Raw genomic sequence first — 24,483 nt, forward strand, 5'->3', positions numbered from 1 at the left:
ATGGGAACGTGAGTACGAATAGGGAGGAAGCCCGGCCCGCCCTGACCCGCGCGCTGACCGGGACCGAGCTGCTGCGCTGGTACTGGACACTGGCCGAACTGAGCGCGCTCGCACGGGAGATGGGCCTGTCGGCCGGCGGCGGCAAGGCGGCCGTCACCGCGCGGCTCGCCGCCGCCCTCGACGGACTCCCCGCGCCCGCCGCCCCGGCGGCCCCCGCGGCGCGCCGCGCCGGGCGCCAGCTCACCGCCCCCGTCACCGGCGCGACCGTGATCCCGCCGGGCCAGCGCTGCAGCCAGGTGCTGCGTGCCTACTTCGTCCGCGAGATCGGACCCGGCTTCCACTTCGACGCCTTCATGCGGGACTACGTCGCCCAGCACGCGGGGCACACCCTCGCCGATGCCGTCGCCCACTGGCACGCGACGCGCGCCCGGGCGGCCGAACCCCAGGAGGTGGGCGCGCAGTTCGAGTTCAACCGGTTCCTGCGGGCCTGGCACGGCCGGAACCCGGACGGGGCCCGCGCCGAGGCCCTGGCCGCGTGGCAGGCCCACCGGGCCCGCCCCCGGGACTGACCGCCGTGCTCGGGGTGCCGTGCTCGGGGTGCCGGGCTCCGGGCTACGCGCGCTCGTAGCGCAGCAGGACGACGCCGTTGCCGAAGGTGTGGGTGTCCGTGTGCCGCAGGGTCACCGGAGCGTGGTCGAGGGTCGGGAAGAGCGGTGTGCCGCGCCCGATCCGCACCGGATGCACGTAGATCCGGTACGCGTCCACGAGGTCCTGGCGCAGGAAGGAGGCGGCGAGACCGGCCCCGCTCAGCGTGAGGTCGCCGCCCGGGGCCGCCTTGAGCGCGGCGACCTCCTCGGGCACGACGTCCCGCACGACCGTGGTGTTCCACTCGGCCGACCGCAGGGTGCGCGAGTACACGTACTTGGGCTTGGACCGCCAGATCTCCGCGAACTCGGCGACCGGACCCGCGTTCGCGGGATCGGCGTCGGCGGTCGGCCAGTAGTCCGCCATCAGCTCGTGCGTGACGCGTCCGCTGAGGAAACCGCCCATCGTGCGGAGCACGTCGTTCATGTGCTGGTGCAGCTCTTCGTCGACCTGGTGCCAGCCGATGTCCCGGTCCGGCCCCTCGATGAACCCGTCGAGCGACACCCCGGCCATCAGCACGATCTTCCGCATGGCCGACCACGGTACGCCCCGGGAGCGCCCCGCGGCGGGAGCGGCGCGGGCCACCGTGATACTGGCCGGTGTGAAGACCGAAGACCCGCAGACCGAAGACGTGAAGCCCGACGACGCGGACACCGTGCTGTTCCACATGGAGGGCCGGACCGGGGTGGTCACCCTCAACCGCCCCCGGGCCATCAACGCCCTCACCCACCCCATGGTGATCCGCATCGACGAAGCCCTCGCCGCATGGGCGGCCGACCCCGCCGTGCGGCAGGTCCTGATCCGCGGCGCCGGTGAGCGCGGGCTGTGCGCGGGCGGCGACATCCGGGCCATCCACGACGACGCCAAGGCCGGGAACACCGCCTCCGCCGCTTTCTGGCGCGACGAGTACCGGCTCAACGCCCGCATCGCCCGCTACCCCAAGCCGTACGTCGCCCTCATGGACGGCATCACCATGGGCGGCGGCGTCGGCGTCTCCGCCCACGGCTCGGTCCGGGTCGTCACCGAACGCTCCCGCGTCGCCATGCCCGAGACCGGCATCGGCTTCGTCCCCGACGTGGGCGGCACCTACCTGCTCGGCCGCGCGCCCGGCGAACTCGGTACCCACCTCGCCCTCACGGGCACGGCGGTCGGCGCCGCCGACGCGCTGCTGTGCGGGCTCGCCGACCACTTCGTACCGGCCGACCGGCTCCCGGAGCTGACCGCCGCCCTCGCCGACGCACCCGCCCACGAGGTGCTGCCGCGGTACGCCGCCACCCCCGGGCCCGGTGACCTCGCCGGCCGGCGCGGCTGGATCGACCACTGCTACGCGGCCGACACCGTCGAGGAGATCGTGGAGCGGCTGCTCGGCCAGGGCGAGCCCGCCGCCGAGGAGGCGGCCGAGGCGATCCTGGCCAAGTCCCCGACCGCCCTCAAGGTCACCCTGGCCGCACTGCGCCGCGCCGTCGGGCTCGGCTCGCTGGAACGGGTGCTGGCCCAGGAGTTCCGGGTCTCCTGCAACGGGCTGGCCGCGCCCGACCTGGTGGAGGGCATCCGGGCGCAGGTCGTCGACAAGGACCGCGATCCGCGCTGGTCCCCTTCGACCCTGGCCGAGGTGACCGACGCGGACGTGGAGCGGTTCTTCGTCCCGCTCGGGCAGGACCGCGAACTGCGCCTGCCGCCGCGGGAGGACCTCGAACGCGGCTGAGCCGCGTCTCCAGGCCGCCCGGGCCCCGCCGGCGTCCGTGGTCGAAGTCCTCCTCGCGCAGCCTCCGCGGCCGCCGGGAGGCCCGCCGTCCGCAAGAGCGCCACCCCGGCCGGGCACCGAGGCCGGCCAGGGGTGGCGCAGGGCCATCGCGCGCAGGCTGTGCCCGTCCCGGTGCCGAGCCTGTGCATGCCCGGTGCCTCGATGCCCTCGGCGTCGAGCAGCCGGATCGCCGCCGCGACGACCCTCTAGGAGGCCACGTACTCCCGCAGGTGACGGGCGGTCAGTGTGTCCGCCCCGGCCACCAGGTCCGCCGGCGTGCCCTCGAAGACGACCTCGCCCCCGGCGTGGCCGCCGCCCGGGCCGATGTCGATCAGCCAGTCGGCGTGCGCCATCACGGCCTGGTGGTGCTCGATGACGATCACCGAGTTCCCGTCGTCGACGAGCCGGTCGAGCAGGGCCAGCAGCCTGTCCACATCGGCCATGTGCAGTCCGGTCGTCGGCTCGTCCAGGATGTACGTCGAGGACTTCTCGGCCATGCTGATGGCCAGCTTGAGCCGCTGCCGCTCGCCGCCCGACAGGGTGTTGAGCGGCTGGCCGAGCCGCAGGTACGACAGGCCCACGTCGACGAGCCGGCCGAGGACCGCACGCGCCTGCCCGGTGGGGAAGAACGCGTGCGCCTCGGCGACCGGCATGTCCAGCACCTCGCTGATGTTCTTGCCGCGCAGCCGGTACGTCAGCACCTCGGGCGTGAACCGCCTGCCCCCGCACTCCTCGCAGACCGAGGCCACCGCGGCCATCATCGCCAGATCCGTGTACACCAGCCCGAGGCCGTTGCACTTCGGGCAGGCGCCCTCCGAGTTCGCGCTGAACAGGGCCGCCTTGACCCCGTTGGCCTTGGCGAAGGCCGTCCGGATCGGCCCCAGCAGTCCGGTGTAGGTGGCCGGATTGGACCGGCGCGAGCCGCGGATCGGTGACTGGTCGGCCACCACCACCCCGTCCTGCCGGGCCAGGTATCCGTGGATCAGCGAGCTCTTGCCCGACCCGGCGACGCCGGTCACCACCGTCAGTACCCCCAGCGGCACCTCGACGCTGACGTCCTTGAGGTTGTGCAGATCGGCGTCCTTGACCGAGAGGTGGCCGCGCGCGGTGCGCACCGGCTCCCGCAGCCGGGCACGGTGTCCGAGATGGCGCCCGGTGAGGGTGCCGGAGGCGCGCAGCCCGGCCACGTCGCCGGTGTAGCAGAGCCGCCCGCCGTCCGTCCCCGCGCCCGGTCCGAGGTCGACGACGTGGTCGGCGATCGCGATGACCTCCGGCTTGTGCTCCACCACCAGCACGGTGTTGCCCTTGTCGCGCAGGCGCAGCAGGAGGTCGTTCATGCGCTGGATGTCGTGCGGGTGCAGGCCGGTGGTCGGTTCGTCGAAGACGTACGTGACGTCCGTGAGCGAGGAGCCGAGGTGGCGCACCATCTTGACCCGCTGGGCCTCGCCGCCGGACAGGGTGCCGGAGGGGCGGTCCAGGCTGAGGTAGCCCAGGCCGATCTCCACGAGGGAGTCGAGCAGGTCGCGGAGGTTGGCGAGCAGCGGGGCGACGGCCGGGTCGTCGATCCGGCGGACGAAGGAGGCCAGGTCGCTGATCTGCATCGCCGAGCAGTCGGCGATGTTCATGCCCTCGATGCGCGAGGACAGCGCAGCCGCCGAGAGGCGGGTGCCCCCGCACGCCGGGCAGTCGGTGAAGACCACGGCCCGGTCGACGAAGGCCCGTATGTGGGGCTGCATCGCCTCGCGGTCCTTGGACAGGTACGTCCGCTGGATCTTCGTGATCAGGCCTTCGTAGGTGAAGTTGGTGGAGCCGGACTTCACCTTCACCGGGCCCGTGTGCAGGAGGTCGGCCCACTCGCGCTCGGTGAAGTCCTTCAGCTTCGTGTCGGGTGAGTAGAAGCCGGAGTTGGCCATGTTCTGCCAGTACCAGGTGTCCACGGCGAAACCGGGGACGGTGATCGCGCCCTCGTTGAGGGAGAGTTCGCGGTCCACCAGCTGGTCCACGTCGATGTCGGTGACCTGGCCGATGCCCTCGCAGTTCGGGCACATGCCGTCCGGAGAGTTGAAGCTGAAGGCGGTGGAGGCTCCGACGTGCGGGACGCCGAGGCGGGAGAAGACGATCCGCAGCATCGTGGAGGCGTCGGTCGCGGTCCCGACCGTGGAGCGGGAGTTCGCGCCCATCCGCTCCTGGTCGACCACGATGGCGGCGCTCAGATTGTGCAGCCCGTCCACGTCCGGGCGGCCCAGGCTCGGCATGAAGGACTGGATGAAGGCGGTGTACGTCTCGTTGATCATCCGCTGCGACTCGGCGGCGATGGTGCCGAAGACGAGCGAGGACTTGCCGGAGCCGGACACGCCCGTGAAGACGGTGAGCCGGCGCTTGGGGATGTCGAGGGAGATGTCCGTGAGGTTGTTCTCCCGCGCTCCGCGGACCTGGATGACCTGATGACTGTCGGCGGCGATCTGCACGGAACTCCTCGCGGTTGCGGTGTCGCGGTATCGCGCTGGCGGTGTTTCGACCTTACTTTATACGCTGTATTCTGTACGGTGTAGTGAATTATTGGCATGCGCTCGGAGGGCCGGACATGGCGAAGGACCGCAGCGGTGCGGGAGACCCCGCCCGCACGCTGGAGCTGCTGTGGCGCGGCTCCGGACAGCCGGCCCCGGCCGGGCGGCGCGGCCCGCGGCAGGGCCTCACCGTCGACGCCGTGGTCGGGGCCGCGACCGAACTCGCCGACGAGGCCGGACTGGCCGCACTCACCATGCGCGCCCTGGCCCAGCGCCTGGGAGTGACCCCGATGACCCTCTACACGTACGTCCCCGGCAAGGCCGAACTCCTCGACCTCGTGCTGGACGAGGCGTACGGGCGCATGGAACGCCCGGCGCCGGGCGCGGGGGAGGGGTGGCGGACCAGGGTCGCCCGTGTGGCCGAGGACAACCGGGACCTGCTCGCCCGGCACCCGTGGATCGCGGACCTGCCGGTCACCCGCCCGCCGCTGGGCCCGGGAGTGATCGGGAAGTACGAGTACGAACTGGCCGCCTTCGAGGGCATCGGCCTCACCGACGTCGAGATGGACGCGGCCCTGACCCACCTCCTCGGCTTCGTCCACGCGAACGCCCTGGCCGCGGCCGACGACGCCGCGCACAACAGCCACCAGAGCCAGGACGAGTGGTGGGCCGTCACGGCCCCGCTGCTGGAGCGGGCCCTGGACCCCGGGCGCTACCCGCTCGCCGGCCGCGTCGGCAGCGCCGTCGGCGGCTACCACCCGCAGGCGCTCTGGAACTTCGGCCTCCGGTGCGTCCTGGACGGCCTGGCCCACCTGATCGACGCCCGCCCGGCCGGGTGAGGGCCCGTCCCGGCACCGGGACGGGCACCCGGACCGCTCAGCGGTAGCCGGTGGTGTCCGCGGGGCGGTCCGGGTCCTGGACCTCGACCATGTAGCGCCAGGCGTCCGGGCGGCTGCCGTCCAGGTCCGTGAAGCCGTACTCCCGGGCGAGCTGCCCGCTGGAGAGGGACCGGCCGTTCCAGCGGGCCACCTCCGGGTCGGCGGCGAGCGCCGCGACCGCCCGGCCCACGTACGACGGGGTCTCGGAGATGGCGAAATGCGGGACCTTCGCCAGCGCGTCCCGCCAGTTCGCCTCCGTCACCCCGAAGGTGTCGAGCATCATCTCCGAGCGCAGCCAGCCCGGCGTCAGCGCCACCGCCGTGGCCCCCCGCGGCCCCAGCTCGTGCCCCAGCGCGAACGCCATCCGCAGCACCGAGGACTTGGCGATGTCGTAGAAGAAGGACACCCGGTAGCGGCTCGCGTTGTACTCGGCGGTGCCGTCCGTCATCTCCACCACCAGACCACCCGGCTCGCTCAGCAGCAGCGGCACCGCGAAGTGGCTGGTGATGGCGTGCGTCTCCACGGCCAGCCGCATCAGCCGCAGCCCCTTGTCCAGGTCGTGCTCCCAGACCGTGCTCTCCCACTCGAAGAGCAGCTCCCCGCCCCAGATGTCGTTGACCAGGACGTCCAGGCGGCCCTGTTCCGCCTCGATCCGCCCGACCAGGGCCTCGACCTCCGCCGGCACCAGATGGTCGGCGACGACCGGGACGCCCCGGCCGCCCGCCGCGGTGACCAGCTCGGCCGTCTCCTCGATCGTCTCGGGCCGGTCGTACTCGGAGCGACGGCCCCGGGTGCTGCGCCCCGACACGTACACGGTCGCACCCCGCGCGCCCAACTGGACCGCGATGCCCCGGCCCGCGCCGCGTGTCGCCCCGGCCACGAGGGCCACCCTGCCTTCGAGACTCCGCTGTGTTTCCGGCATGCCCCGACCCTACGACGGACACCGCCGCCGAGGGCGCACCTTCACCCCGGCTCTCGGCCGGTTCCGGGACGGGACCGGCGCGGGCTTGTCCAATCCGCCTCCGAGACCGCACTGTTGACCGAGTTTCGTCCCTCAGGTCAGGAGAACCGGCTTGTCGTCCCCCATCTCGCCCGTCCCGCAGGCTCCGGGCACCCCGTACGTGATCGACCCCGCCGGCGGCTGCCCGCACGCCCTCAACGCCCGGCTGCGCGCCGAGCACGGGGCCGTGGCGCAGGTCGTGCTCCCCGGTGGGGTCCCCGGGGCGGTCGTCCTGGAGCACGACGCGCTGAAGGAGTTCCTCGCCCACCCCGAAGTGGCCAAGGGCGCCCGGCATTTCCCCGCCCTGCACGACGGCACCATCCCCGCCGACTGGCCGCTGCGGGTCTTCGCCAACGCCCAGGGCATGCACACCGCGGACGACGCCGACCACCGCCGCCTGCGGGGGCTGGTCGGCAAGGCCTTCACCATCCGCCAGGTGGAACGGCTGCGGCCGCGCGTCGAGGAGCTGACCGCCGGACTCCTCGACGACCTCGCGCGGGCCGCGGCCGGCTCCCCCGACGGGACCGCCGACCTCTACGAGCACTTCGCCCTCCCGCTCCCGATGAACGTCATCTGCGAGCTGCTCGGCGTGGACCCCGAGCACCGGGGCCGGCTGCACCACCTGACCAACCAGGTGATCATCGCCACCGACATCACCCCGGCCGAGAAGATGGCCGCCCTCCAGGAACTCATGGCCCTGATCGCCGCGATCGCGGCCGCCCGCGCCGCGAACCCCGGCGAGGACCTCACCAGCGCCCTGATCGCCGCCCGCGAGGACGACGGGGACCGGCTCACCGAGGTCGAACTCATCGGCACCATGCGGCTGATGCTCGTCGCGGGCCACGAGACCACCCTCAACCTCATCGTCAACGCGGTCCGCGCCCTGTGCGCCCACCGCGACCAGCTCGCGCTGGTCCTGGACGGCAAGGCCACCTGGTCGGACGTCGTCGACGAGACCCTCCGCTGGGACACCCCGGTCAGCTGGTTCCCGTTCCGCTATCCCACCCGCGACCTGACCTTCGGCGGGACCGTGATCCCGCAGGGCACCCCGGTGCTCGCCGGATACAGCGCGGCGGGCCGCGACGAGTCCTTCCACGGGCCGGACGCCGACCGCTTCGACCTCACCCGCGCCACCGCCGCCCGCAGCCTCGCCTTCGGCCACGGCGCCCACTACTGCACCGGGGCCCCGCTGGCCCGCCTGGAGGCCACGATCGCCCTGGAGCGGCTCTTCACCCGCTTCCCCGACCTCGACCTCGCGGTCCCGGACACCGAACTCCCCTACCAGAACAGCTTCATCAGCAACAACGTCCGCTCACTGCCGGTCCGGCCCGGCCGGCAGGCCGCCGCCACCCTCTAGCGCCCGGACGCGCACGTCCACCGCGTGCCACCCCGTCGCCCCGTCCGGCACGGTCCCGGTGCGGACCCCCGTCTGCACCGCGCCCGTGCCGTCCGTGGCGCGGACCTCCAGGGTGTGCGGCCCGGGGGTCGCCTCCCACGGCCAGACCCACTGCCGCCAGGTGTCGACACCGTCCGCCGCCCCGAGCCGCGCCTCCTGCCAGGGGCCGCCGTCCACCCGTACCTGGACCCGCTCGATCCCGCGGTGCTGGGCCCACGCCACCCCGGCGACGGGCACCCGGCCCGGTGCCAGGCCGGCGTACGGGCGCGGGGTGTCGATCCGCGACTGCGTCTTGACCGTGGCCTGCTGGGCCCAGGACCTGCGCACCCAGTAGGCGTCGTAGGCGGCGAACGTGGTCAGCCGCAGCTCGGTGAGCCACTTGCAGGCGGATACGTACCCGTACAGACCCGGTACGACCATCCGGACCGGGAACCCGTGGGCGAAGGGCAGCGGCTGGCCGTTCATGCCGACCGCCAGCAGCGCCGCCCGGCCGTCCATGACGGCCTCGACCGGTGTGCCGATGGTCATGCCGTCCACCGAACGCGCCACCAGCTGGTCCGCGGGCCCGCCCTCGGACGGCGGTCGCACCCCCGCTTCGCGCAGCAGGTCTCCCAGGCGTACGCCGAGCCAGCGGGCGTTGCCCGCGTACGGGCCGCCGACCTCGTTGGAGACACAGGTGAGGGTGATGTCGTGCTCGACCACCGGGCGGGCGAGCAGCTGGCGCAGATCCAGGGTCAGGGGCCTGGCCACCCCTTCCCCGTGGATGCGCAGCCGCCACGTGTCCGCGTCCACGCGCGGGACGACCAGCGCGGTGTCCACCCGGTAGAAGTCCCGGTCCGGGGTGAGGAAGGGGCCGAGCCCGGGCACCCGCAGGTCCGCCCCGGCGGGCACCGGCGGCGCGGGCACGGTGGGCCGGGGCAGGACGAAGCGGGCCCGGGAGGCGGTGGCGTCGGCGCTGCCGTGCGCGCCCAGCCGTCGTGCCCCGAGCCCGACGCCGGCCGACGCCGCCAGCACGGCGACCACCAGCCGGCCGAAGCCGCGCCGGTCCATCGACCCGGCCGCGCCAGGCGGAGCTCCTGCCGGGCGGGTCCGCTTCCCGGCCGTGACCAGCAGGTACAGCACCCCGGCCGAGACCAGCGCGCCCACCAGCGAGGGCAGCGCGTCCCGCCAGGAGGCCTCCGGCCGGCTGAGCGCGGCGAGCGCCCCCACCAGCCCGAGTCCGCCCGTGACCGCGATCGCGGCCGGGAGGTGGCGTACGGCGAGCAGCCCGGTGCCGACGGCGACCGCGGCCAGCACGACGAGGATGCCGAGGCCCAGCACCAGCTTGTCGGAGGTGCCGAACAGTCGGATGGCCCATTCCCGGACGGCCACCGGCGTCAGGTCCACCACGGCTCCGCCCACGGCCGTGACCGGCGAGGCCTCGGGCCGGCCTGCCGCTGCCGCGGCCAGTTGCGCGGACGCCAGCCCGGCCACGGCCGCGACGATCCCGCTGACGGCGCCCGTCGTGCGCCGCGGCCGTGCGGAACGGCTCGGGTCTGACTCCACATGGCCAGTGTCCCGCGCCCGGGCCCTCCCGGTGCGGCGCCGTGCCGCCGTACCGGCCCCGCGCCGGGCCGCGTCTTGCGCCCAGGGCGAAAGGACCACGCCCCGAGTGAACGGACCGTGGCGACGGCGGGGTGCGGGGCAACGATCACGGCATGACCTCCCTTCACTCCACGCAAGCGTGGATACCGTGCCCCTGAAACCCGCGCGGATCCTCCGCACCTCGCCCTACCGGCCCGTACTCACCCACTCGACGCTGCGCCGCCTGTTACCGGGGTTCACCGTCTCCTCCCTCGGCGACGGCATGGCCGTGGTCGCCGTGAGCTGGCTGGCGATCGAGATCGCACCGGCGACGGAACGCGCCCTGTGGGTCGCGCTGGCGACCACCGCCTACACCCTCTCGGGCGCCGTGGGCGCGGCCCTCCTCGGACCGCTCCTGCGACACCGCTCCCCGGCCCGGCTCGTCGCCTGCGACGCCCTGCTGCGCGCCGCCGCCCTCGGCGCGATCCCCGTGTTTCACGTGCTCGGGGCGCTGAGCATCGAGCTGTACGTGGTGCTGCTCGCTGCCTCCTCCGTCCTGCACTCGTGGGGCCGGGCCGGCATCCACACCCTGCTGGCCCGCCTGCTGCCGGAGCGCGACCACCTGGCCGGCAACGCCGTCCTGTCCGGCATCGGGTCGCTCTCCACCGTCTTCGGCCCGCCCCTCGCCGGCGCCCTGATCCTGTGGGGCGGCGCCGCCACCGTGATCGCCGTCGACGCGGCGACCTTCCTCGTCCTGGCCGCCACCTTCCTCTTCGGCGTGCCGCACGAGGACGCGCCCGCGCCCGGGGAGGGCGGCTCCCGTTCCGCGGGCTTCGCCGTGATCTGCAGCGCCCCCGCCCTGCTGGGCCTGCTCGCCCTGAGCTTTGCCTTCTTCTGCCTCTTCGGTCCCGTGTACGTGGCGCTGCCGCTGTACGCGTCCAACGGGCCGGGAGCTCCCGCCGCCGTGCTGGCCGCCTTCTACACGGCGTTCGGCGTCGGGGCCGTCCTCGGTTCCGTACTGACCGGGTACCTGGGCCGGCTGCCGATCCGGCCGGCCATGACCGGCATCGTCATCGCCTTCGGCCTCTGCATGCTGCCGGTGGGCCTGGGGGCGCCGACAGCCGTCGGCGTCGCCGGGTTCGCAGCCGCCGGGCTGCTCTGGCCCCCGTACGCCTCGCTCTCCACGGCCCTCTTCCAGCGTTCGGTCCCGCGGGACCTGCTTCCCCAGACGCTGGCCGCGAGCACCGCGGTCCAGCTGCTCGCGGTGCCGCTCGGCACCGCGCTGGGGGGCCCGCTGGTGGCCGGGCTCGGCGCCAGGGGGACCCTGCTGGCCTCGGCCGTCTCGATCGCGGTCCTCGGCCTGGTGGCTGCCGGGGCCGCACGGGCCGGGCGGATGCGGAATTCGTGAATCCGGGTCCGGGGCCCGCCCGGGGGCCGGGCGAGCCCGCGGTGCGGGTCAGCGGGTCAGCGGGCGGCGGCGGCCGGTGGCAGGGCCGCGGCGATCCGTTCGGCCAGCCGGTACGGGTCACCGTTCGGCCGGTCCGGATGGCGGGTGGTGCGCCCCGCCCACTCCGCCTCGAAGGCGTGCCAGTCGATCTCCCGCGGCGCGGCCTTCTTCACCAGCGCCTCGTCCAGCGACGCGAAGTAGCGCGCCCACCGGGGTGCGTACAACTCCGAGATCAGGCCGCTCCATTCGCGGTTCGCGTAGTCGTGCAGGAAGCCGCCCTCGCTGGTGCTGCGGCGGCCCCACACGCTCAGCAGCGAGCGCGCGTCGTACTCGTACCGGTCCTGCTCGGCCCGGTCCGCGCCCCAGGAGCGCGCCGCGGAGAGCCACGTGCCGAGGAGGAAGGCCGGGTCGGATCCGGTGACCGCCTCCAACTTCCGCTCACCGTCCTGCCATTCGGCCGTCAGGGCCCGGAAGCGGGCCAGGTCCTTGGCCTCGTAGGCCGCCCTGATCTTCGGCAGCAGCACCCGCGAGTGGTTGGCGAGGGCCTGCCGGGCGGTGTCCACCAGGTCGAAGCGGTAGGCGCTGGAGCCGCGCAGCGCGGGATCCACCTTCAGCAGGTGGTCCAGGGCCCTGCGCACCGAACCGGCCGGGTAGCGCATGGACTTCGGGCTCCAGTACGCCGCCCCGGCCGCGGTCAGGCCCGGCCGGGCGGTGAACAGGCTGTCCTGCGACTCCGACCACAGGCCCGAGGAGGTGCTGTACGGCCCCTTGCGGAGCTCCTCCCAGGCCGCGGCCGCCGCGGCGTCGGGGCGGCCGTACCGGCGGGCCGCGAAGTCCGCGAACCACCGGCGCTGGTCGATCGGCCCGCGCTCCCAGGCCAGATCGGTGAAGAGGTCGAAGGCGGCCGGGTTGGTCCCGGTGGCCTCCGGCAGGTAGGCGATCCCGGCGAGCGCGCTGTTCGCCTTGTCCCGCCAGGGGCCGAACCGCTCGATCCACACGGAGCTGTTCGCGCCGACCGTGGTGTGCCCGCCGAAGTTGTAGATGGTGCCCATCGCGTACGGTGCCCCGCCCCAACGGGCTTCGCGGTCCAGCCGGTTGTACCGGTCGGACAGCCCGTCGAGGATCAGCAGCTTCGAGGTGTCCACCCCGGCCAGCAGCTCCGCGGTGGGGTCGTCCTGCCAGCCCAGCACCGCCCACAGCGCACCCGGACGGGCGGCGTGCAGTGCGCGCTGGATGGCGCCGGCGGCGGCGCGGACCTCGACGGAACCCGTCCGGCCGCCCTCGTGCAGCGGGCTCATCCGGTACATCGTGCTGTCCCCGAACACCTCGCGCTGCTCGGCGTAGTACGCGGCGGCCAGCCTCCCGAACACGGGCGAGGCGGGGTCCAGCCAGTCGGGGCGGTCGAAGCCCGCCCAGTCGCCCTGTGCGACCGTCGCCGCCCCCGGGTTGCGGGCGGAGAAACCGGGCGGCACGGTGCCGAAGTAGCCGGGCAGCACCGGGGTCATGCCGAGCCCGCGCAGCTGCTCGGCGATCCGCCCGCCCAGCTCGGCGCGCTCTCGCATCAGCCGCTCGGTGACCGGGCCGCCGAAGTCGCTCAGGTTCTGCAGCAGCCACCAGCTCTGGTGGCCGGGGCCGGGGATCCACCGCCGCAGCTCCTCGGCGGAGTAGCCGAACCCCTGGAGCGCCCGGTAGTACGGGTACTCGGCGCCGACCTGCACGAACACCTCGTTGATGCCGTGCAGGGCGAGCAGGTCGATCTGCCGCTGGTGCTCCTCGAAGGAGCGGTACGGGCCGGAGTACCCGTCGTCGGTGTCGTTCAGCGCGTACCGGTGCGGGACCTGCGCGGCGCGGGTGACCGGCACCGGGACCGCCGGCAGCCGGCCGGGCAGCATGCCGATGCTGTCGCCGGGCCAGCCGATGTCGACCCCGGCGACGTGCTGGAGGTACCAGCCGACGCCCGTGAGCAGGGTGGCCCCGGTGCTGCCGCGCACGGTGACCGCGCCGGCGGTGCCGGACACGGTGAAGGTGTCGGCGGCTGCGCCGGCATCGGGCACCAGCGTGAACTGCTCCCAGTGGCGCGGGAGCAGCCGCCGCAGGGCGGCCCGCGCGGGCGCGACGTCGAAGGTGCCGGCCCGGCCCGGACGCGGGGCGGCGCCCGGGTGCGCGTCCGCCGGTACGGAGGCACGTGCGGGCGCCCCCGCGCAGATCAGTGCCAGCAGCGCCGCGGGCAGTGCGGCGAGCGCGAGCGGGCGCCGGGGCTTCGGCCGGCGTCCGCTGCGCTGCGTCGGGTTGCTCATCCGTTCGCCCGGCCGTCAGACCGGCAGGGCCCAGGTCTGGTCGACCCGGTGGTCGCCGCAGTCGGTCAGCCGCAGCCGCTCGGCCGGGGCGGCGGCCGCGGGGGCCGTCAGGCACATCCCGCTGACCTCCTCCACGAGGGATCCGTCGCGGCGCTGCGACCAGGTCTGGCCCGGCTGCTCCGCCGGACGGTTCGAGCAGTCGGCCAGTTCCACGATCCGGTCCGCACCGGCCGACAGGCACTCGCCGGCCAGCCGCAGGGTCGCGTCCTTGCCCACGGTCCAGCGCTGGTCGGGGGCTCCGGTGCAGGCGGCCATCACCACGGCGCCGACGCCGGTGGTGTTGGCGCCGTCGGCACAACGGGCGCCGTCACCGACGACCTGCCCGGTGGGTACGGCCTCGGCGCAGCCGCGCGGGCTGAGCCGCCAGACCCCGGTGTCGTGCCCGGCCACCTTGCCGGTCAGCGTCGCGCCGACCTCGCGGGTCGTGCCGCTCCACAGGTCCTGGGCGCCGGCGGTGCAGTCGGTCAGGCCGATCTCGTCGAGCGGCACGTTGATGTCCCGGGTGGTGGCGGAGCGGTTCAGCACGGCCACGGCGCGGTCGCCGTTCGCGAGCGGCCGCACCAGGATCTCGAAGGTGGCGTTGGAGGAGACCACGGAGCCCTGACGGCCCATCGGGTCCTGGTCCAGCCGGATCATCCGGGTGTTGCCGAGGGCCGCCAGGCCCGCCGGGGTCAGCTTCGAGACGTCGGACGAGAGGATGAAGGGGGAGGCCATCATGGCCCACAGGGCGACCTGGCTGCGGCTCTCGGCGGCCGTGAGCCCGGGGGCGCCCGCGATCAGGAAGTCGGGGTCGTTCCAGTTGCCGGGGCCCGCGTACCGGCCGAGCCAGCGGTTGTAGCCGTAGTTGCCCAGCACCGCGCTCCACCGGGAGGTGCCGGGTGCGGCCGGGTTGTAGACCTTGATGTCCTTGCCCTCGCGCCACAGCTGGCCGGTCTCGCCGACCCAGTCGAGGACCTTGTGCCAGTCGGAGCCGCCCCACTCGCCCTGCTGGAAGTAGGCGGGCGCGGAGGCCGACAGGACCATGTCCCGGCCGCTGTCCCGCAGGGCCTTCGCGACGGCGTTGTAGGCGCCGCGGTAGGCCACCTCCTTGGTCGTGCCCTCCGGGACCCAGAGGTTGCAGCCGTCCATCTTGACGTAGTCCACCTTCCAGGAGGCGAACTGGCGGGCGTCCTGCGCGTAGTGGTCCGCCCCGCCGCCCTGGGGGGCGCCGCTGCCCGGGTACTTCTCGCAGGTGAGGGAGCCCGCGTCCTGGTAGATGCCGAACTTCAGGCCCTTGGCGTGCAGATACTCGCCGAGCCAGGCCATGCCGTGCGGGAACTTCGCCGTGTCGACGACCAGACTGCCCTGCGCGTCGCGGCTCTTGGTCATCCAGCAGTCGTCGACGGTCACCGTGTCGTAGCCCTTGGCGGCGAGCCCGGTGGACACGAGCGCGTCGGCGTTGGCCACCACCTTGGCCTCGTCGATGTCGCACATGTAGTGCGCCCAGTTGTTCCAGCCCATGGGAGGGGTGAGCGCGAGCGGGGTGTCCGAGGTCGCCCGGGGCTCGGCCGCCACCGGGGCGGGGGAGAGCGCGAGGGCGAACAGGGCGGCCGCGGTCAGGCAGGGGAGCGTTGCACGCAGGCGAGGCGGCACGGAGTCTCCTTGACGTGGGGGCAGTCGTGCGCCCAGTGCAGCGAGACGATTACCCACTGTCAACAGAAGTCGCTGATTGTCGACCGATGACCAGCAATATGGCGGCAATCGATGTCACACGAAAGTGCAGATACATCGTATGTTACGGTGTATCTCATGCCGCGAAGATCAGCCGCCCTGGACCGTGCGACCCCGGAGGCCATCGCCGTCGCCGCCCTGCGGATCCTCGACGAGCAGGGGCCCGGCCACCTGAGCTTCCGCAACCTCGCCGACCGGCTGGAGGTCTCCCACGCCACCGTGCAGCGCCGCTGTACCGACCTCGCCGGCCTGCTCGACCTGTGCACCGAGCACCTCGCCGGGCAGCTTCCCGAGATTCCCGCCGGCACGGACTGGGCGCGGGCCACCGAGGAGCGGTTCCGCGCCCTGTACCTGCTGCTCACCGCGCACCCCGGACTGCTGGCGCTGCGCGGCAGCCGGCCCTGGCTCGGGCGCCAGCTGCTGGCCCGGCTCGTCGAGCCCGCCCTCGCCGACAGCGTGGCCGCCGGGATGACCGCCGCCGAGGCGATGACGGTCTACCGCCGCATGTACCTGCTCACCCTGGGCAGTGCCGCCTTCGTCGACCACCGGGATCCGGGCACGGCCACCGCCGCCTCGCGGGCGGCCCTGGCCGCGCTGGATCCGCAGGAGTTCCCCGTGCTCGCGGGCGCGGTGCCCGACGTACTGCCCGCCCTGACGGACCACGAGGTCTACTACGGGGCCCTGCGCCAGCTGATCGAAGCCGCCCGGCCCACCCGGCCCGACCGGCCCGCCACCCGCACCTGATGGGGAGACAGCCCATGCAAGCAGCACCGGCCCAGCAGCTCGACCACGCCGCCGTCCGTGCCGCCGCCGACCGGATCGCGGGCGGGATACGCCCCGTCACGGTGGCGCCCGCGGCCGAAGCGGGGGTCTGGTACGCGCTGGAGTACCTCCAGCACACCGGCTCCTTCAAGGCGCGCGGCGCCCGCAACTTCCTCGCCGCCCACCACGAGTCCGGCGCCCTCCCGGCCGCCGGGGTCACCATCGCCTCCGGCGGCAACGCCGGGCTCGCATGCGCCTGGGCGGCCCGCGCGCTGTCCGTGCCCGCGACCGTGTTCCTGCCCGCCAACGCCCCGCGGGTGAAGGTGGAACGGCTGCGCGGGTACGGGGCCGAGGTACGGCTCGTCGGCGACCGGTACGCCGATGCGCTGGCCGCCTGCGAGGAGTTCGCCGCCGACAGCGGGGCGCTGAGCAGCCACGCCTACGACCACCCGCTCATCGCGGCGGGCGCGGGCACCCTGCTGGAGGAGATCCGGGCTTCCCTGCCCGGCCTGGACACGGTGGTGGTCGCGGTCGGCGGCGGCGGACTGTTCGCCGGGGTCGCCACGGCCGCGCGCGAACACGGCGTACGGGTGCTCGCGGTCGAGCCGGAGAACTGCCGGGCCCTGAACGCGGCCCTGGCGGCGGGCCGGGTCGTGGACGTGACCGTGGAATCCGTCGCAGCCGACTCCCTGGGGGCCACCCGCGTCTCGGCGGACGCGCTGGCCGCCGCGCGGCACGGGAACGTCACGTCGGTCCTCGTGCCCGACACGGAGATCACGGCCGCCCGGCGTGCGCTCTGGGAGGAGCACCGGATCGTGGTCGAGGCGGGCGCGGCCACCGCCGCGGCGGCGCTGCGCGTCGCGCCGGGGCCCCTGGGGGACCGGGTCGCCGTCGTCCTCTGCGGCGCCAACACGGACCCCCGGGACCTGGTGACCCCGGGGACCTGACCCCCGGTCGGATCGGGTCGGAGGGCCCCGCGTGCGGGGCCGTCAGTCGTCGTCGTCCGCGCCCTCGCGGACGATCACGACCGTGCCGGCCGAGTACTGCACGACCTGCTGGCTCACCGAGCCCAGCAGCGCGCCCTTGAAGCCCCCGTACCCGCGGGTGCCGACCACCATCAGGTCCGCCTCCTTCGAGGCGTCGACCAGGACCTGCGCCGGGGACCCCTGCTCCACGCGCCGGAACACCGGTACGCCGGGCGAGGTGCCGACGGCCGCGGCGACCGTGTCCGCCAGCTTCCGCCGGGCCGCCTCCTCGGCCGTCACCGCCTCGGCGTCGGCGGTCTCGGCGGCCGTCGGGCTGATGGCGAACGGATTGCGGTTCCACTCCCAGGCCATGACGGCGTGCACCCGGGCGCCCGTCATCGCCGCCTGCGCGACCGCCCAGCGCAGCGCCTCCTTGGAATGGTTCGACCCGTCCACGCCGACGACGATCAGCGGCTCGATGGTGTGCTCACTCACGGTGGGTTCCTCTCGGTTCGCCCGGATGGTCGCTCTCCTCCCTGTATACACGGACCGGTGGGTCCGACCTCGAACGACGATCGTCGCGACGGACGGCGACTTTCGAGGACAGCCCGAGGACCCGGCCCCTTGCGAGGGTGTGAGTGTCCAGGCGACCGCCGCCGGACACGAACGACACGGAGGAACGGGCGTGGCTCAGCGCAAGGGTTGTCTGATCGGGTGCGCGGTGGCGCTGGTGGTCGGCGTGGGCCTCCTCGTCGCGGTGGTCTTCGGCATGGGGAAGGTCCTCGACATGGCCGACAAGACCCTGGTCGACCCCGCGGTCTACGAGGCAGTGAAGACCGGGGACGCGGAGAGCGAGGTCCGCGGCAAGCTCCCGTCCGGCGAGAGCTTCGTCAAGAGCGCCCTCAAGGAGGGCGGGCCGGCCGAGCCCGAGGGCAGCAGCTGCTCCTGGTACATATCCAGCGGCGAGGCCAGGAACGGCGAAGAGACCGTGCTCCGCTTCTGCTTCAAGGACGGCAGGCTCGCGGAGAAGACCCAGTACCCCATGAAGTGACCGGACCGGGCGCCGGGCGCGGGTCAGTTGACCGCGTCGGCGCCCATCGGCGTTGCCGCGGCGCCCGCTTCGTTGCGGATGTCGCTCGGAGCCCGCCCCTCCCAGCGGCGCACCGCCCGGCGCAGCGCGCGCATGTCGCTGTAGCCGACCCGGGCCGCGACCGAGCGGAGCGGCAGATCGGTGGCCCGAAGGAGCTCCATGGTGTGCTCCTGGCGCACGGCCTCGACCTCCTCGCGCCAGGTCGTGCCGTGCTCGCCCAGGCGTCTTTGGAGGGTGCGCGGGCTCATCGCCAGCCGCTGCGCCACCTGCTCCAGGCTCACGGAGTCCTCCCGGAACGCGGAGTCCAGGACCATGCGGAAGCGGTCCTGCCAGAGCAGGGCCGGCTGTGCGGAGGCGATGGTCAGTGCCGCTTGCCGGGCCAGGATGCGGTCCAGCCCCGGCTGCGCCTTCGGCAGCGGTGCGCGCACGTCGTCGTCGTGGAAGGTGATCGAGTTGTACGCGGCGCCGAAGTCGATGCGGGTGGTCCCGAAGAACTCCGCCAGCCGCCGGAAGCGGCCGGACGCCGCGTGCGTCACGGAGACGCGCAGCGGGACGACGGGCCGCCCGGTGGCGGCCCGGGCCCGGGTCAGGAACACGCCCAGGGCGAAGAAGTCGATCGCCTCCACCACATCGGGCCCCCAACTCCCCGTCGCGTGACGGATGGTGAAGGACCGTCCGTCCTCCTCGACGAGGAGCTTCTCCTCGGCCGCGTCACCGATGACGGCGCTGTACTCCACCGCCTGCTTCAGGGTTTCCCGGAGCGTGGGACCGGTGGTCACCAGGTAGTCCCACAGGCCGAACGTACCGATCGGCGCCTCGGCGGTGATCAGCGCGCCGATGGCCGTCCCCGGCTCCGCGAGGGTCAGCTGCTCCCACACGGCCAGCGCCGACGCGGTCGAGACCCGGGCCAGATCGTTGCCCAGCACCTCGGGGCCGAGGTCGGGCAGCCGGGCGACCCTGCCCGGGCCCACCCCCGACCGGTGCAGGGCATCGACGACGAACCGCGCGAGGTGGACGGAGACGGTGCCGTCGGTGGCAGGAGAGCGCATAGGACGATCGACGCTACCAGCCGCCCGCTCGAACTGGCGTGTCAAGTCCCCTCGTTGGCGCCACCGGGTCCTTATCGACGGTTCGGGGCGCGGCTTACGTTGGCGTGGATCCCGGTGTGCGGATCAAGAAGCGTGCGGCCGTGTTCCGTGCGGGACCACCGAATCGAAGGAACCGATGTGACGTTCTCCCCGGCCCACTGGCAGAGCCGCCTCGACACCCTGCGCGCCGCCCACCACGTACCCGGCGCCACCCTCGCGGTGTTCGCCGAAGGGCGGATCCACGAGCTGGCGAGCGGCATCCTGCACCGTGGCACCGGGGTGGAGGCGACCACCGACTCGGTGTTCCAGCTCGGATCGATAGCGAAGCTGTACACGGCGACCCTGGTCATGCAACTCGCCGCCGCGGGCGAGCTGGACCTCGACGCTCCCGTGACCGAGGTGCTCCCGGAGTTCTCCGTGGCCGACCCCGACGCCGCCAGGACGATCACCGCCCGCCAGCTCCTCAGCCACACCAGCGGTCTGACCTGTGACTTCACCTACGACAGCGGCCGCGGGGACGACTGTCTGGCCAAGTACGTGGCAGCCGCCCGGAACGTGGCGCTGGACTGCCCGCCCGGCACCGCGGTCTCCTACAGCAGCGTCGGCTACAACGTCCTCGGCCGCATCGTCGAGGTCCTCACCGGACGCACCTGGGACCAGGCCCTCAAGGAGCGGCTCGTCGCCCCGCTGAGCCTGACCCACACCATGACCCTGCCCGAGGAGGCGCTGGCCTTCCGCACCGCGATGGGGCACCTTCCGGGCGACGGCCCGGACCCGGAGCCCGCGCCGGCCTGGGACATGATGCCCCGCTCCGCGGGGCCGTACGGCCGCGTCCTGGCCACCGCCGCGGACGTGCTCCGGCTGGCCAAACTGCACCTCGACGGCGGCTCCGCCCCGGACGGCACGCAGATCCTCGGTGCCCGGGCCGTCGCGGAGATGCAGCGGTGGGCGGCCGACGTACCCGACAAGTGGACGGTGAGCGCGGACGGCTGGGGGCTGGGCTGGTCGCTCTACGACTGGAACGGGGTCCCGGGATACGGCCACGACGGCGCCTCGATCGGCCAGTACGGCTATGTGCGCGTGGTTCCCGGCGCCGATCTCGTCGTCGTCCTGCTCACCAACGGCGGCGCCTCCCGCCTCCTCTACGCCGACCTGATGCGCGAACTGCTCCGCGACCTCGCCGGGGTCCACATGCCGCCCGCCTTCGCGCCGCCCGCGCGGCCCCCGGTCGTCGACATGGTCCCGCTGGTCGGCACCTACCGCCGGGAAGGCGTGGTCATCACCGTCGGCGTCCGGCCCGACGGCGCCCCCCACCTGCGGTACGAGTTCGTCGACGGGATGCGGGACTTCTCGCCGCCGCTGGAGCTGGACCTCACGCCGCTCAGTGCCACCGTCTTCGCCGCCTCCGGCGCCGGTCCCTCCTTCGGCGGGGACTGGACGCCCGTCGTCTTCGCCGCCCTCGTGGACGGCACCCCCTGCTGCTACATCGGCATGCGCTGCGCCCCCAGGGCGGACGCCGGCTGACGGCCCGGGCCGCCGCCCGGCGTCAGTGCAGGCTCAGACAGAAGGGGTGCCCGGCCGGGTCCGTGAGGACCCGCCACCGGGCACCGCCCGGCTGGTACTCGGGCTTGCCCGCGCCCAGCTCCAGCAGCACGGCCTCGGCCTCGTCGAGGTCGTCGACGGCGAAGTCGAGGTGCGACTGCTGGGGCACGGACCCGTCGGGCCACTGAGGGGCCCGGTAGCCGTCCACCCTCTGGAACCCGAGGAACAGTCCGTCCTCGCGGGTGAGTCCGGCGAATTCGCCGTCCGACCGGGGGTGCGGCTCGAACCCGGTGGCCCGCGCGTAGAAGTCGGCCAGCGCCCGGGGGTCGGCGCAGTCGAGGGTGATCGCGGTGAGCCTCATCCGAAGGGGCACGGCAACCCCTCACTTTCCCTTGAGGAGTTGGTCGACCCGGGGCACGGACAGTCCGATCAGTTCCGACACTTCCCTGAGGGTGCGCCCCTGCCGCAGCTCGCCCACGGCGGCGGTGCGTATGTCCTTGACCGTCTTCGCCACAGCGGGCAGCAACTGGTCGGTGAACAGCCGCGCGGCCTGTTCCCGCGCGACGGGGGTCTCGATGCCGGCGAGCCGCGCCCGGACCGCGCTCAGGTATTCGACGGTCAAAATGCGCAGGTCATCGGGCACTTGCTGGTCGGCAGGGGTGGAGTCGGTCATGGGGACAGCGTACGCAGACGTGGTAGGAATTTATGATGACCTTCCCCATCGGCGCGTGTCGCGCCGGGCGGGAGAGGCGTCAAGCGGACCCCCGGAAGCAGGTGTTGGGGGTGCCGCGTACCGGCGTGGCGGCCAAGTGCCCCAGGCAGGAATTCCGTTGCGAGAAGCGGGACGAGGCGGTGACCGTCCGCCCGCAGTCATCACACACCGGGAGCGCCAGCATGATCCTCGAACTCGCCGTGATCTACACGACCCGTCTCGACGCCTGCCGCGACTTCTACCGGGGCATCGGCCTCGACCTCGTGCGCGAGCGGCACGGCAGCGGGCCGGAGCACTACGCGGCGACGCTCGCCGACGGCGGCGTCCTGGAGCTCTACCCGGCCACGGCCCGCCCGGAGACCGGGTACCTGCGCCTCGGTCTCACCGCCCCGCCGGACGGAGCCGGGTTCCTGCCGCCGGGCCGGCACACCCTCACCGATCCGGACGGCCGTACGGTCGTCCTCACCGTGGGGGAGGCCCGCCCTGGCCGGGTCCCGCCGGAGCCGCGCACCGGGGGGCGGACCCGGTCGAACGGCGGCCCCGTACCTCCCGAGGGCCGCACGGGAGTCACGTACGCCGAGATAGCCGAGCACTACGGCATGAGCGCCCGCTACCTGTCGGAGAATCCCCGGTGGGGACGGCACCCCGGGTGGCCGCCCGCCGTCGGCAAGCGCGGCAGGACCATCGAGTTCGACCCGGACGCCATCGCCCGGTTCTTCGGCGAGCACCACACCCGGGAAGCCACCGCGCTCGAACCGTCCCGCCACTACACCGTCGTCGAGATCGCCGAGGCGTCCGGCCTGCAGCCCGACAGCATCCGGTCGGACATCAGCCGCGGCCGGTGGCCCGCACCGGACGGGATGGACGGCGACCGCAAGCTGTGGCGGGGCGAGACGGTCGCCACGCATCTGGCCGGCCGTCGCATCTACCGCAACAAGCCCAAGTGAACTAAGTGGCGGCGGCGGCGAGTCGGAGGTCGGCGAGGGGCAGGGCGATCCGCGTCGCGGTGCGGGCCGGCAGCCGGGCGGCCCGCGCGTCGATCCAGGTGAGTACGCGGGCCTGCTCGTCCGCGTCGCACAGCGCGAGGTGGAACAGCAGCTGACGCCAGGCGCACGCGCTGCTCTTCGCGGTGGCGGCCGGGCCGGTCGCGGCGGCGAACGCGCCCCGGGCCGCGCCCTCCCAGCCGCCCCGCGGGGTGACGTCCGCGTGCACGACCAGGGTGGCGAGGTTGGCAGTGGTGAGGATCCGGGCCTGTTCGACGACCGCCGGGTCGTTCGCCGGTGAGTCTCCCGGGCGCCCGGCCCGCTCGGCGCACAACAGGGCGAAGCCGTACCGGTCGCGGGCGTCCGCCAGTTCCAGCACCGCCGCGTAGTCGATGCCGTGGTAGCGCTCGTACACCGTGCCGCGCAGCAGCCCGGCGGCGGTCCGGGCCGCCGTGAGGACGGCGGGATCGGCCATCCCGCCGTACGTGTCGAACAACGGCTCCGCGGCGAACGCCACGGGCAGCCCGGCGAGCCGTGCGAGCCCGGACAGCGCACGGACGTGCAGGTTGGGCAACCCGGCGCCCGGGAAGGCCCGCACACAGGCCTCGCCGAGCGTCCGCAGGGTCGAACGGGCCTCCTCCACCGGGTCGCCGGCCCAGGGGGCGACCGCGCGGACCCACGGCAGCGCGGTGATCCGGGCGTGGTGCTCGGGGCTCCACCACAAGGGGTACCGGCGACCGCGCCGGGCCCGGTAGGTCGCCGCGAGCAGCGTGCGCAGCGAGGCGTCGGCGTATCCCCGGGCGGTGTGCGCGGCGACCAGCTGTTCCGCCACCTCGCCCAGTACCTCCGCGGAGGGGACCAGTCCCTGCTCCAGCAGTGTGTCCAGGGGCGCGCTGCGCGCCGAGGCGACCGCGGCCCGCACCGATGCCGGGACGACCGTTCCGGCGGGCAGCCCGGACTCCTCGGCCTCCTCGGCGGTCACCGGGCCGATCAGCGGACCGATGTCCGCCAGCCCCCGGCTGACGTCGAGCGGGGCGAGCCGGCGCAGCACCAGGGCGGCCAGGTCGTGGTGCGCGGGCCGGCCGGCCTGCCGGGCCTGGGCCCGGCGCAGCCGGGCGTGTTCGGCGGACCCGGGCCGGCCGCGCTTGGCGACCATCGAGTCGACGGCGTGGCGCAGCAGTCCGGCGAGGCGGGGCGACAGCTCGCGCCCGGCGACCCGCTCCTCCAGCGCGCGGCGCAGCACGGCCGGATTGGACTTGGGGTCGAGGTGCCCGGTGCAGCGGGTGTGCGCGGCCGCGAGCCGTCCGTACCGCGCGAGCAGGGCGGCGCCCTCACCGGTACGGTCCCCGCAGTCCTCCCCGGAGTCCTCCCCGGCGCGCAGCCAGTGGTCGAGCAGCTCGTCCTCGAAGGGCTGCCAGACGGTCAGTGCCTCGTGCTGCGCCGCGACGCCGGGACGGGGCGCGCGGCGCGCGAGCGCCCCGGCGACCTCGCCGACGGTGCGCACGTGCACGGCGTCCGCGCCCGCGACGGGCTGCTCCGCGAGGTGCGGCGCGAACCGCACCTCGGCGGCGAAGGGACGTATCTCCTCGACGAGGGCGGCCGCCGCGCCGGTCTCCCCGGCGCGCATCAGCCATGCGACGAAGAGCAGCGCGGCCTCTTCCGGCTCGCGCAGCTCGTAGTGCCCGCTGTCGAGCAGCGACCACAGCAGGGCGAGGCCCTCGTCGGTGAGGCAGTGGTCGAAGAGCCCGGCGCCGGAGAGCCCCGATGCGGGGAGTCCTGGGGCCGGGAGCTGGTTTCCGGTGTTCTCGTCCATGGCCGGCGTGGCAGGTCCTGCCCCTGCGCCCTCCGACTTGGCAAGTCGGCGCTCTGGCTGCTGAGCTACACGCCGTTCGAGGCGAAATCTAGACGTGCACCCGGCGCCCGCACAACCCGGTTCCGACTAAAGCGGTTTCGCGGCATGCGGATAAAGCGCATTAGTGAACACCCGCCATGAACCATCGACAAGAGGTCAAGTTCCGACGCGCGAGCAGCTTCGTTATCGAATCGAGACCAGCCCCGACCGTCTTTGTACTAAAGCGCATCAGTCCAGTTCGG

The 24,483-nt window shown here is 73.8% G+C and carries 21 protein-coding genes and 1 tRNA gene; 10 read left to right on the forward strand and 12 right to left on the reverse strand.

Features of this window, described 5'->3' with window-relative positions; translation table 11 throughout:
• Window positions 1-8 precede the first annotated feature (8 nt).
• The gene (locus ACXNSR_RS32240; protein WP_458638874.1) at window positions 9-569 is read left to right on the forward strand and encodes a DUF6434 domain-containing protein; all 561 of its coding nucleotides are present in this window, start codon (window positions 9-11) and stop codon (window positions 567-569) included.
• Between the two features lie 43 nt (window positions 570-612).
• Here the strand turns inward: ACXNSR_RS32240 and ACXNSR_RS32245 are convergent, their stop codons facing one another.
• Entirely contained in the window at window positions 613-1,176 is a 564-nt protein-coding gene (locus ACXNSR_RS32245) for a dihydrofolate reductase family protein (RefSeq protein WP_458638875.1), read from the reverse strand.
• On the opposite strand from ACXNSR_RS32245, the gene ACXNSR_RS32250 reads away from it, so the two are divergent.
• Window positions 1,070-2,350: an enoyl-CoA hydratase/isomerase family protein gene (locus ACXNSR_RS32250; RefSeq protein ID WP_458638876.1), complete on the forward strand. Its 1,281-nt coding sequence runs from the start codon at window positions 1,070-1,072 to the stop codon at window positions 2,348-2,350. The two genes, ACXNSR_RS32245 and ACXNSR_RS32250, sit on opposite strands and share 107 nt — an antisense overlap.
• Before the next feature lie 245 nt (window positions 2,351-2,595).
• On the opposite strand, the gene ACXNSR_RS32255 is transcribed toward ACXNSR_RS32250, so the two are convergent.
• Window positions 2,596-4,857: an ATP-binding cassette domain-containing protein gene (locus ACXNSR_RS32255; protein WP_458638877.1), complete on the reverse strand. Its 2,262-nt coding sequence runs from the start codon at window positions 4,855-4,857 to the stop codon at window positions 2,596-2,598.
• A gap of 116 nt (window positions 4,858-4,973) precedes the next feature.
• On the opposite strand from ACXNSR_RS32255, the gene ACXNSR_RS32260 reads away from it, so the two are divergent.
• Window positions 4,974-5,735 (forward strand): TetR/AcrR family transcriptional regulator, encoded by a 762-nt coding sequence (locus ACXNSR_RS32260; protein ID WP_458638878.1) that lies wholly within the window; start codon window positions 4,974-4,976, stop codon window positions 5,733-5,735.
• A 37-nt stretch (window positions 5,736-5,772) separates the two neighbouring features.
• Here the strand turns inward: ACXNSR_RS32260 and ACXNSR_RS32265 are convergent, their stop codons facing one another.
• Window positions 5,773-6,696 carry an SDR family oxidoreductase gene (locus ACXNSR_RS32265; protein WP_458638879.1) on the reverse strand — a complete coding sequence of 308 codons (924 nt, stop codon included), beginning with the start codon at window positions 6,694-6,696 and terminating at the stop codon, window positions 5,773-5,775.
• A 151-nt stretch (window positions 6,697-6,847) separates the two neighbouring features.
• Here ACXNSR_RS32265 and ACXNSR_RS32270 point away from each other — a divergent pair, with 151 nt between their 5' ends.
• Complete coding sequence (locus ACXNSR_RS32270; protein ID WP_458638880.1) at window positions 6,848-8,131, forward strand: cytochrome P450 family protein; 1,284 nt, start codon at window positions 6,848-6,850, stop codon at window positions 8,129-8,131.
• Here the strand turns inward: ACXNSR_RS32270 and ACXNSR_RS32275 are convergent.
• On the reverse strand, window positions 8,087-9,715 hold the full coding sequence (locus tag ACXNSR_RS32275; RefSeq protein ID WP_458638881.1) for a molybdopterin-dependent oxidoreductase: 1,629 nt from the start codon (window positions 9,713-9,715) through the stop codon (window positions 8,087-8,089). The two genes, ACXNSR_RS32270 and ACXNSR_RS32275, sit on opposite strands and share 45 nt — an antisense overlap.
• A 187-nt stretch (window positions 9,716-9,902) precedes the next feature.
• On the opposite strand from ACXNSR_RS32275, the gene ACXNSR_RS32280 reads away from it, so the two are divergent.
• Window positions 9,903-11,141 (forward strand): MFS transporter, encoded by a 1,239-nt coding sequence (locus ACXNSR_RS32280; RefSeq protein WP_458638882.1) that lies wholly within the window; start codon window positions 9,903-9,905, stop codon window positions 11,139-11,141.
• Between the two features lie 56 nt (window positions 11,142-11,197).
• Here the strand turns inward: ACXNSR_RS32280 and ACXNSR_RS32285 are convergent, their stop codons facing one another.
• Window positions 11,198-13,477 carry an alpha-N-acetylglucosaminidase gene (locus ACXNSR_RS32285; RefSeq protein WP_458638883.1) on the reverse strand — a complete coding sequence of 760 codons (2,280 nt, stop codon included), beginning with the start codon at window positions 13,475-13,477 and terminating at the stop codon, window positions 11,198-11,200.
• 15 nt (window positions 13,478-13,492) lie between these two features.
• Window positions 13,493-15,169 carry a ricin-type beta-trefoil lectin domain protein gene (locus tag ACXNSR_RS32290; RefSeq protein WP_458638884.1) on the reverse strand — a complete coding sequence of 559 codons (1,677 nt, stop codon included), beginning with the start codon at window positions 15,167-15,169 and terminating at the stop codon, window positions 13,493-13,495.
• Between the two features lie 156 nt (window positions 15,170-15,325).
• Here ACXNSR_RS32290 and ACXNSR_RS32295 point away from each other — a divergent pair, with 156 nt between their 5' ends.
• Entirely contained in the window at window positions 15,326-15,991 is a 666-nt protein-coding gene (locus tag ACXNSR_RS32295) for a TetR/AcrR family transcriptional regulator (RefSeq protein ID WP_458638885.1), read from the forward strand.
• Window positions 15,992-16,005: 14 nt separating this feature from the next.
• Window positions 16,006-16,956 carry a serine/threonine dehydratase gene (locus ACXNSR_RS32300; protein ID WP_458638886.1) on the forward strand — a complete coding sequence of 317 codons (951 nt, stop codon included), beginning with the start codon at window positions 16,006-16,008 and terminating at the stop codon, window positions 16,954-16,956.
• Window positions 16,957-16,998: 42 nt separating this feature from the next.
• Here ACXNSR_RS32300 and ACXNSR_RS32305 read toward each other — a convergent pair whose 3' ends face one another.
• Window positions 16,999-17,469: a universal stress protein gene (locus ACXNSR_RS32305; protein ID WP_458638887.1), complete on the reverse strand. Its 471-nt coding sequence runs from the start codon at window positions 17,467-17,469 to the stop codon at window positions 16,999-17,001.
• A 190-nt stretch (window positions 17,470-17,659) separates the two neighbouring features.
• Between ACXNSR_RS32305 and ACXNSR_RS32310 the strand changes: the two genes are divergently transcribed.
• Complete coding sequence (locus ACXNSR_RS32310; protein ID WP_458638888.1) at window positions 17,660-18,025, forward strand: hypothetical protein; 366 nt, start codon at window positions 17,660-17,662, stop codon at window positions 18,023-18,025.
• Window positions 18,026-18,048: 23 nt separating this feature from the next.
• Here ACXNSR_RS32310 and ACXNSR_RS32315 read toward each other — a convergent pair whose 3' ends face one another.
• Window positions 18,049-19,113, reverse strand: a complete 1,065-nt coding sequence (locus ACXNSR_RS32315; protein ID WP_458638889.1) for an AraC family transcriptional regulator — start codon at window positions 19,111-19,113, stop codon at window positions 18,049-18,051.
• A 177-nt stretch (window positions 19,114-19,290) separates the two neighbouring features.
• On the opposite strand from ACXNSR_RS32315, the gene ACXNSR_RS32320 reads away from it, so the two are divergent.
• A complete protein-coding gene (locus ACXNSR_RS32320) occupies window positions 19,291-20,676 on the forward strand; it encodes a serine hydrolase domain-containing protein (protein WP_458638890.1) in 1,386 nt (461 codons plus the stop codon).
• A 22-nt stretch (window positions 20,677-20,698) separates the two neighbouring features.
• On the opposite strand, the gene ACXNSR_RS32325 is transcribed toward ACXNSR_RS32320, so the two are convergent.
• The gene (locus ACXNSR_RS32325; protein WP_458643457.1) at window positions 20,699-21,055 is read right to left on the reverse strand and encodes a VOC family protein; all 357 of its coding nucleotides are present in this window, start codon (window positions 21,053-21,055) and stop codon (window positions 20,699-20,701) included.
• 21 nt (window positions 21,056-21,076) lie between these two features.
• A complete protein-coding gene (locus tag ACXNSR_RS32330; RefSeq protein WP_458638891.1) occupies window positions 21,077-21,367 on the reverse strand; it encodes a hypothetical protein in 291 nt (96 codons plus the stop codon).
• A gap of 221 nt (window positions 21,368-21,588) precedes the next feature.
• Here ACXNSR_RS32330 and ACXNSR_RS32335 point away from each other — a divergent pair, with 221 nt between their 5' ends.
• Window positions 21,589-22,353 carry a hypothetical protein gene (locus ACXNSR_RS32335; RefSeq protein WP_458638892.1) on the forward strand — a complete coding sequence of 255 codons (765 nt, stop codon included), beginning with the start codon at window positions 21,589-21,591 and terminating at the stop codon, window positions 22,351-22,353.
• A 1-nt stretch (window position 22,354) separates the two neighbouring features.
• Here the strand turns inward: ACXNSR_RS32335 and ACXNSR_RS32340 are convergent, their stop codons facing one another.
• Together ACXNSR_RS32340 and ACXNSR_RS32345 are read right to left on the reverse strand one after the other, a co-directional pair.
• A complete protein-coding gene (locus ACXNSR_RS32340) occupies window positions 22,355-24,202 on the reverse strand; it encodes a hypothetical protein (protein ID WP_458638893.1) in 1,848 nt (615 codons plus the stop codon).
• Window positions 24,202-24,277: transfer RNA gene (locus tag ACXNSR_RS32345), tRNA-Gly, on the reverse strand. Before ACXNSR_RS32345 ends, ACXNSR_RS32340 begins: the two co-directional genes overlap by 1 nt.
• Window positions 24,278-24,483: the final 206 nt, after the last annotated feature.

It is taken from the genome of Streptomyces sp. NC-S4, assembly GCF_054353315.1.

What these genes read in the sequence shown, in the direction of transcription:
- ACXNSR_RS32250 (WP_458638876.1), top strand. Translation starts at nt 1,070, where the DNA reads ATGTGCTGGTGCAGCTCTTCGTCGACCTGGTGCCAGCCGATGTCCCGG.
- ACXNSR_RS32245 (WP_458638875.1), bottom strand. Translation starts at nt 1,176, where the DNA reads ATGCGGAAGATCGTGCTGATGGCCGGGGTGTCGCTCGACGGGTTCATC.
- ACXNSR_RS32260 (WP_458638878.1), top strand. Translation starts at nt 4,974, where the DNA reads ATGGCGAAGGACCGCAGCGGTGCGGGAGACCCCGCCCGCACGCTGGAG.
- ACXNSR_RS32265 (WP_458638879.1), bottom strand. Translation starts at nt 6,696, where the DNA reads ATGCCGGAAACACAGCGGAGTCTCGAAGGCAGGGTGGCCCTCGTGGCC.
- ACXNSR_RS32285 (WP_458638883.1), bottom strand. Translation starts at nt 13,477, where the DNA reads ATGAGCAACCCGACGCAGCGCAGCGGACGCCGGCCGAAGCCCCGGCGC.
- ACXNSR_RS32295 (WP_458638885.1), top strand. Translation starts at nt 15,326, where the DNA reads ATGCCGCGAAGATCAGCCGCCCTGGACCGTGCGACCCCGGAGGCCATC.
- ACXNSR_RS32300 (WP_458638886.1), top strand. Translation starts at nt 16,006, where the DNA reads ATGCAAGCAGCACCGGCCCAGCAGCTCGACCACGCCGCCGTCCGTGCC.
- ACXNSR_RS32315 (WP_458638889.1), bottom strand. Translation starts at nt 19,113, where the DNA reads ATGCGCTCTCCTGCCACCGACGGCACCGTCTCCGTCCACCTCGCGCGG.
- ACXNSR_RS32325 (WP_458643457.1), bottom strand. Translation starts at nt 21,055, where the DNA reads ATGAGGCTCACCGCGATCACCCTCGACTGCGCCGACCCCCGGGCGCTG.
- ACXNSR_RS32330 (WP_458638891.1), bottom strand. Translation starts at nt 21,367, where the DNA reads ATGACCGACTCCACCCCTGCCGACCAGCAAGTGCCCGATGACCTGCGC.
- ACXNSR_RS32335 (WP_458638892.1), top strand. Translation starts at nt 21,589, where the DNA reads ATGATCCTCGAACTCGCCGTGATCTACACGACCCGTCTCGACGCCTGC.
- ACXNSR_RS32340 (WP_458638893.1), bottom strand. Translation starts at nt 24,202, where the DNA reads ATGGACGAGAACACCGGAAACCAGCTCCCGGCCCCAGGACTCCCCGCA.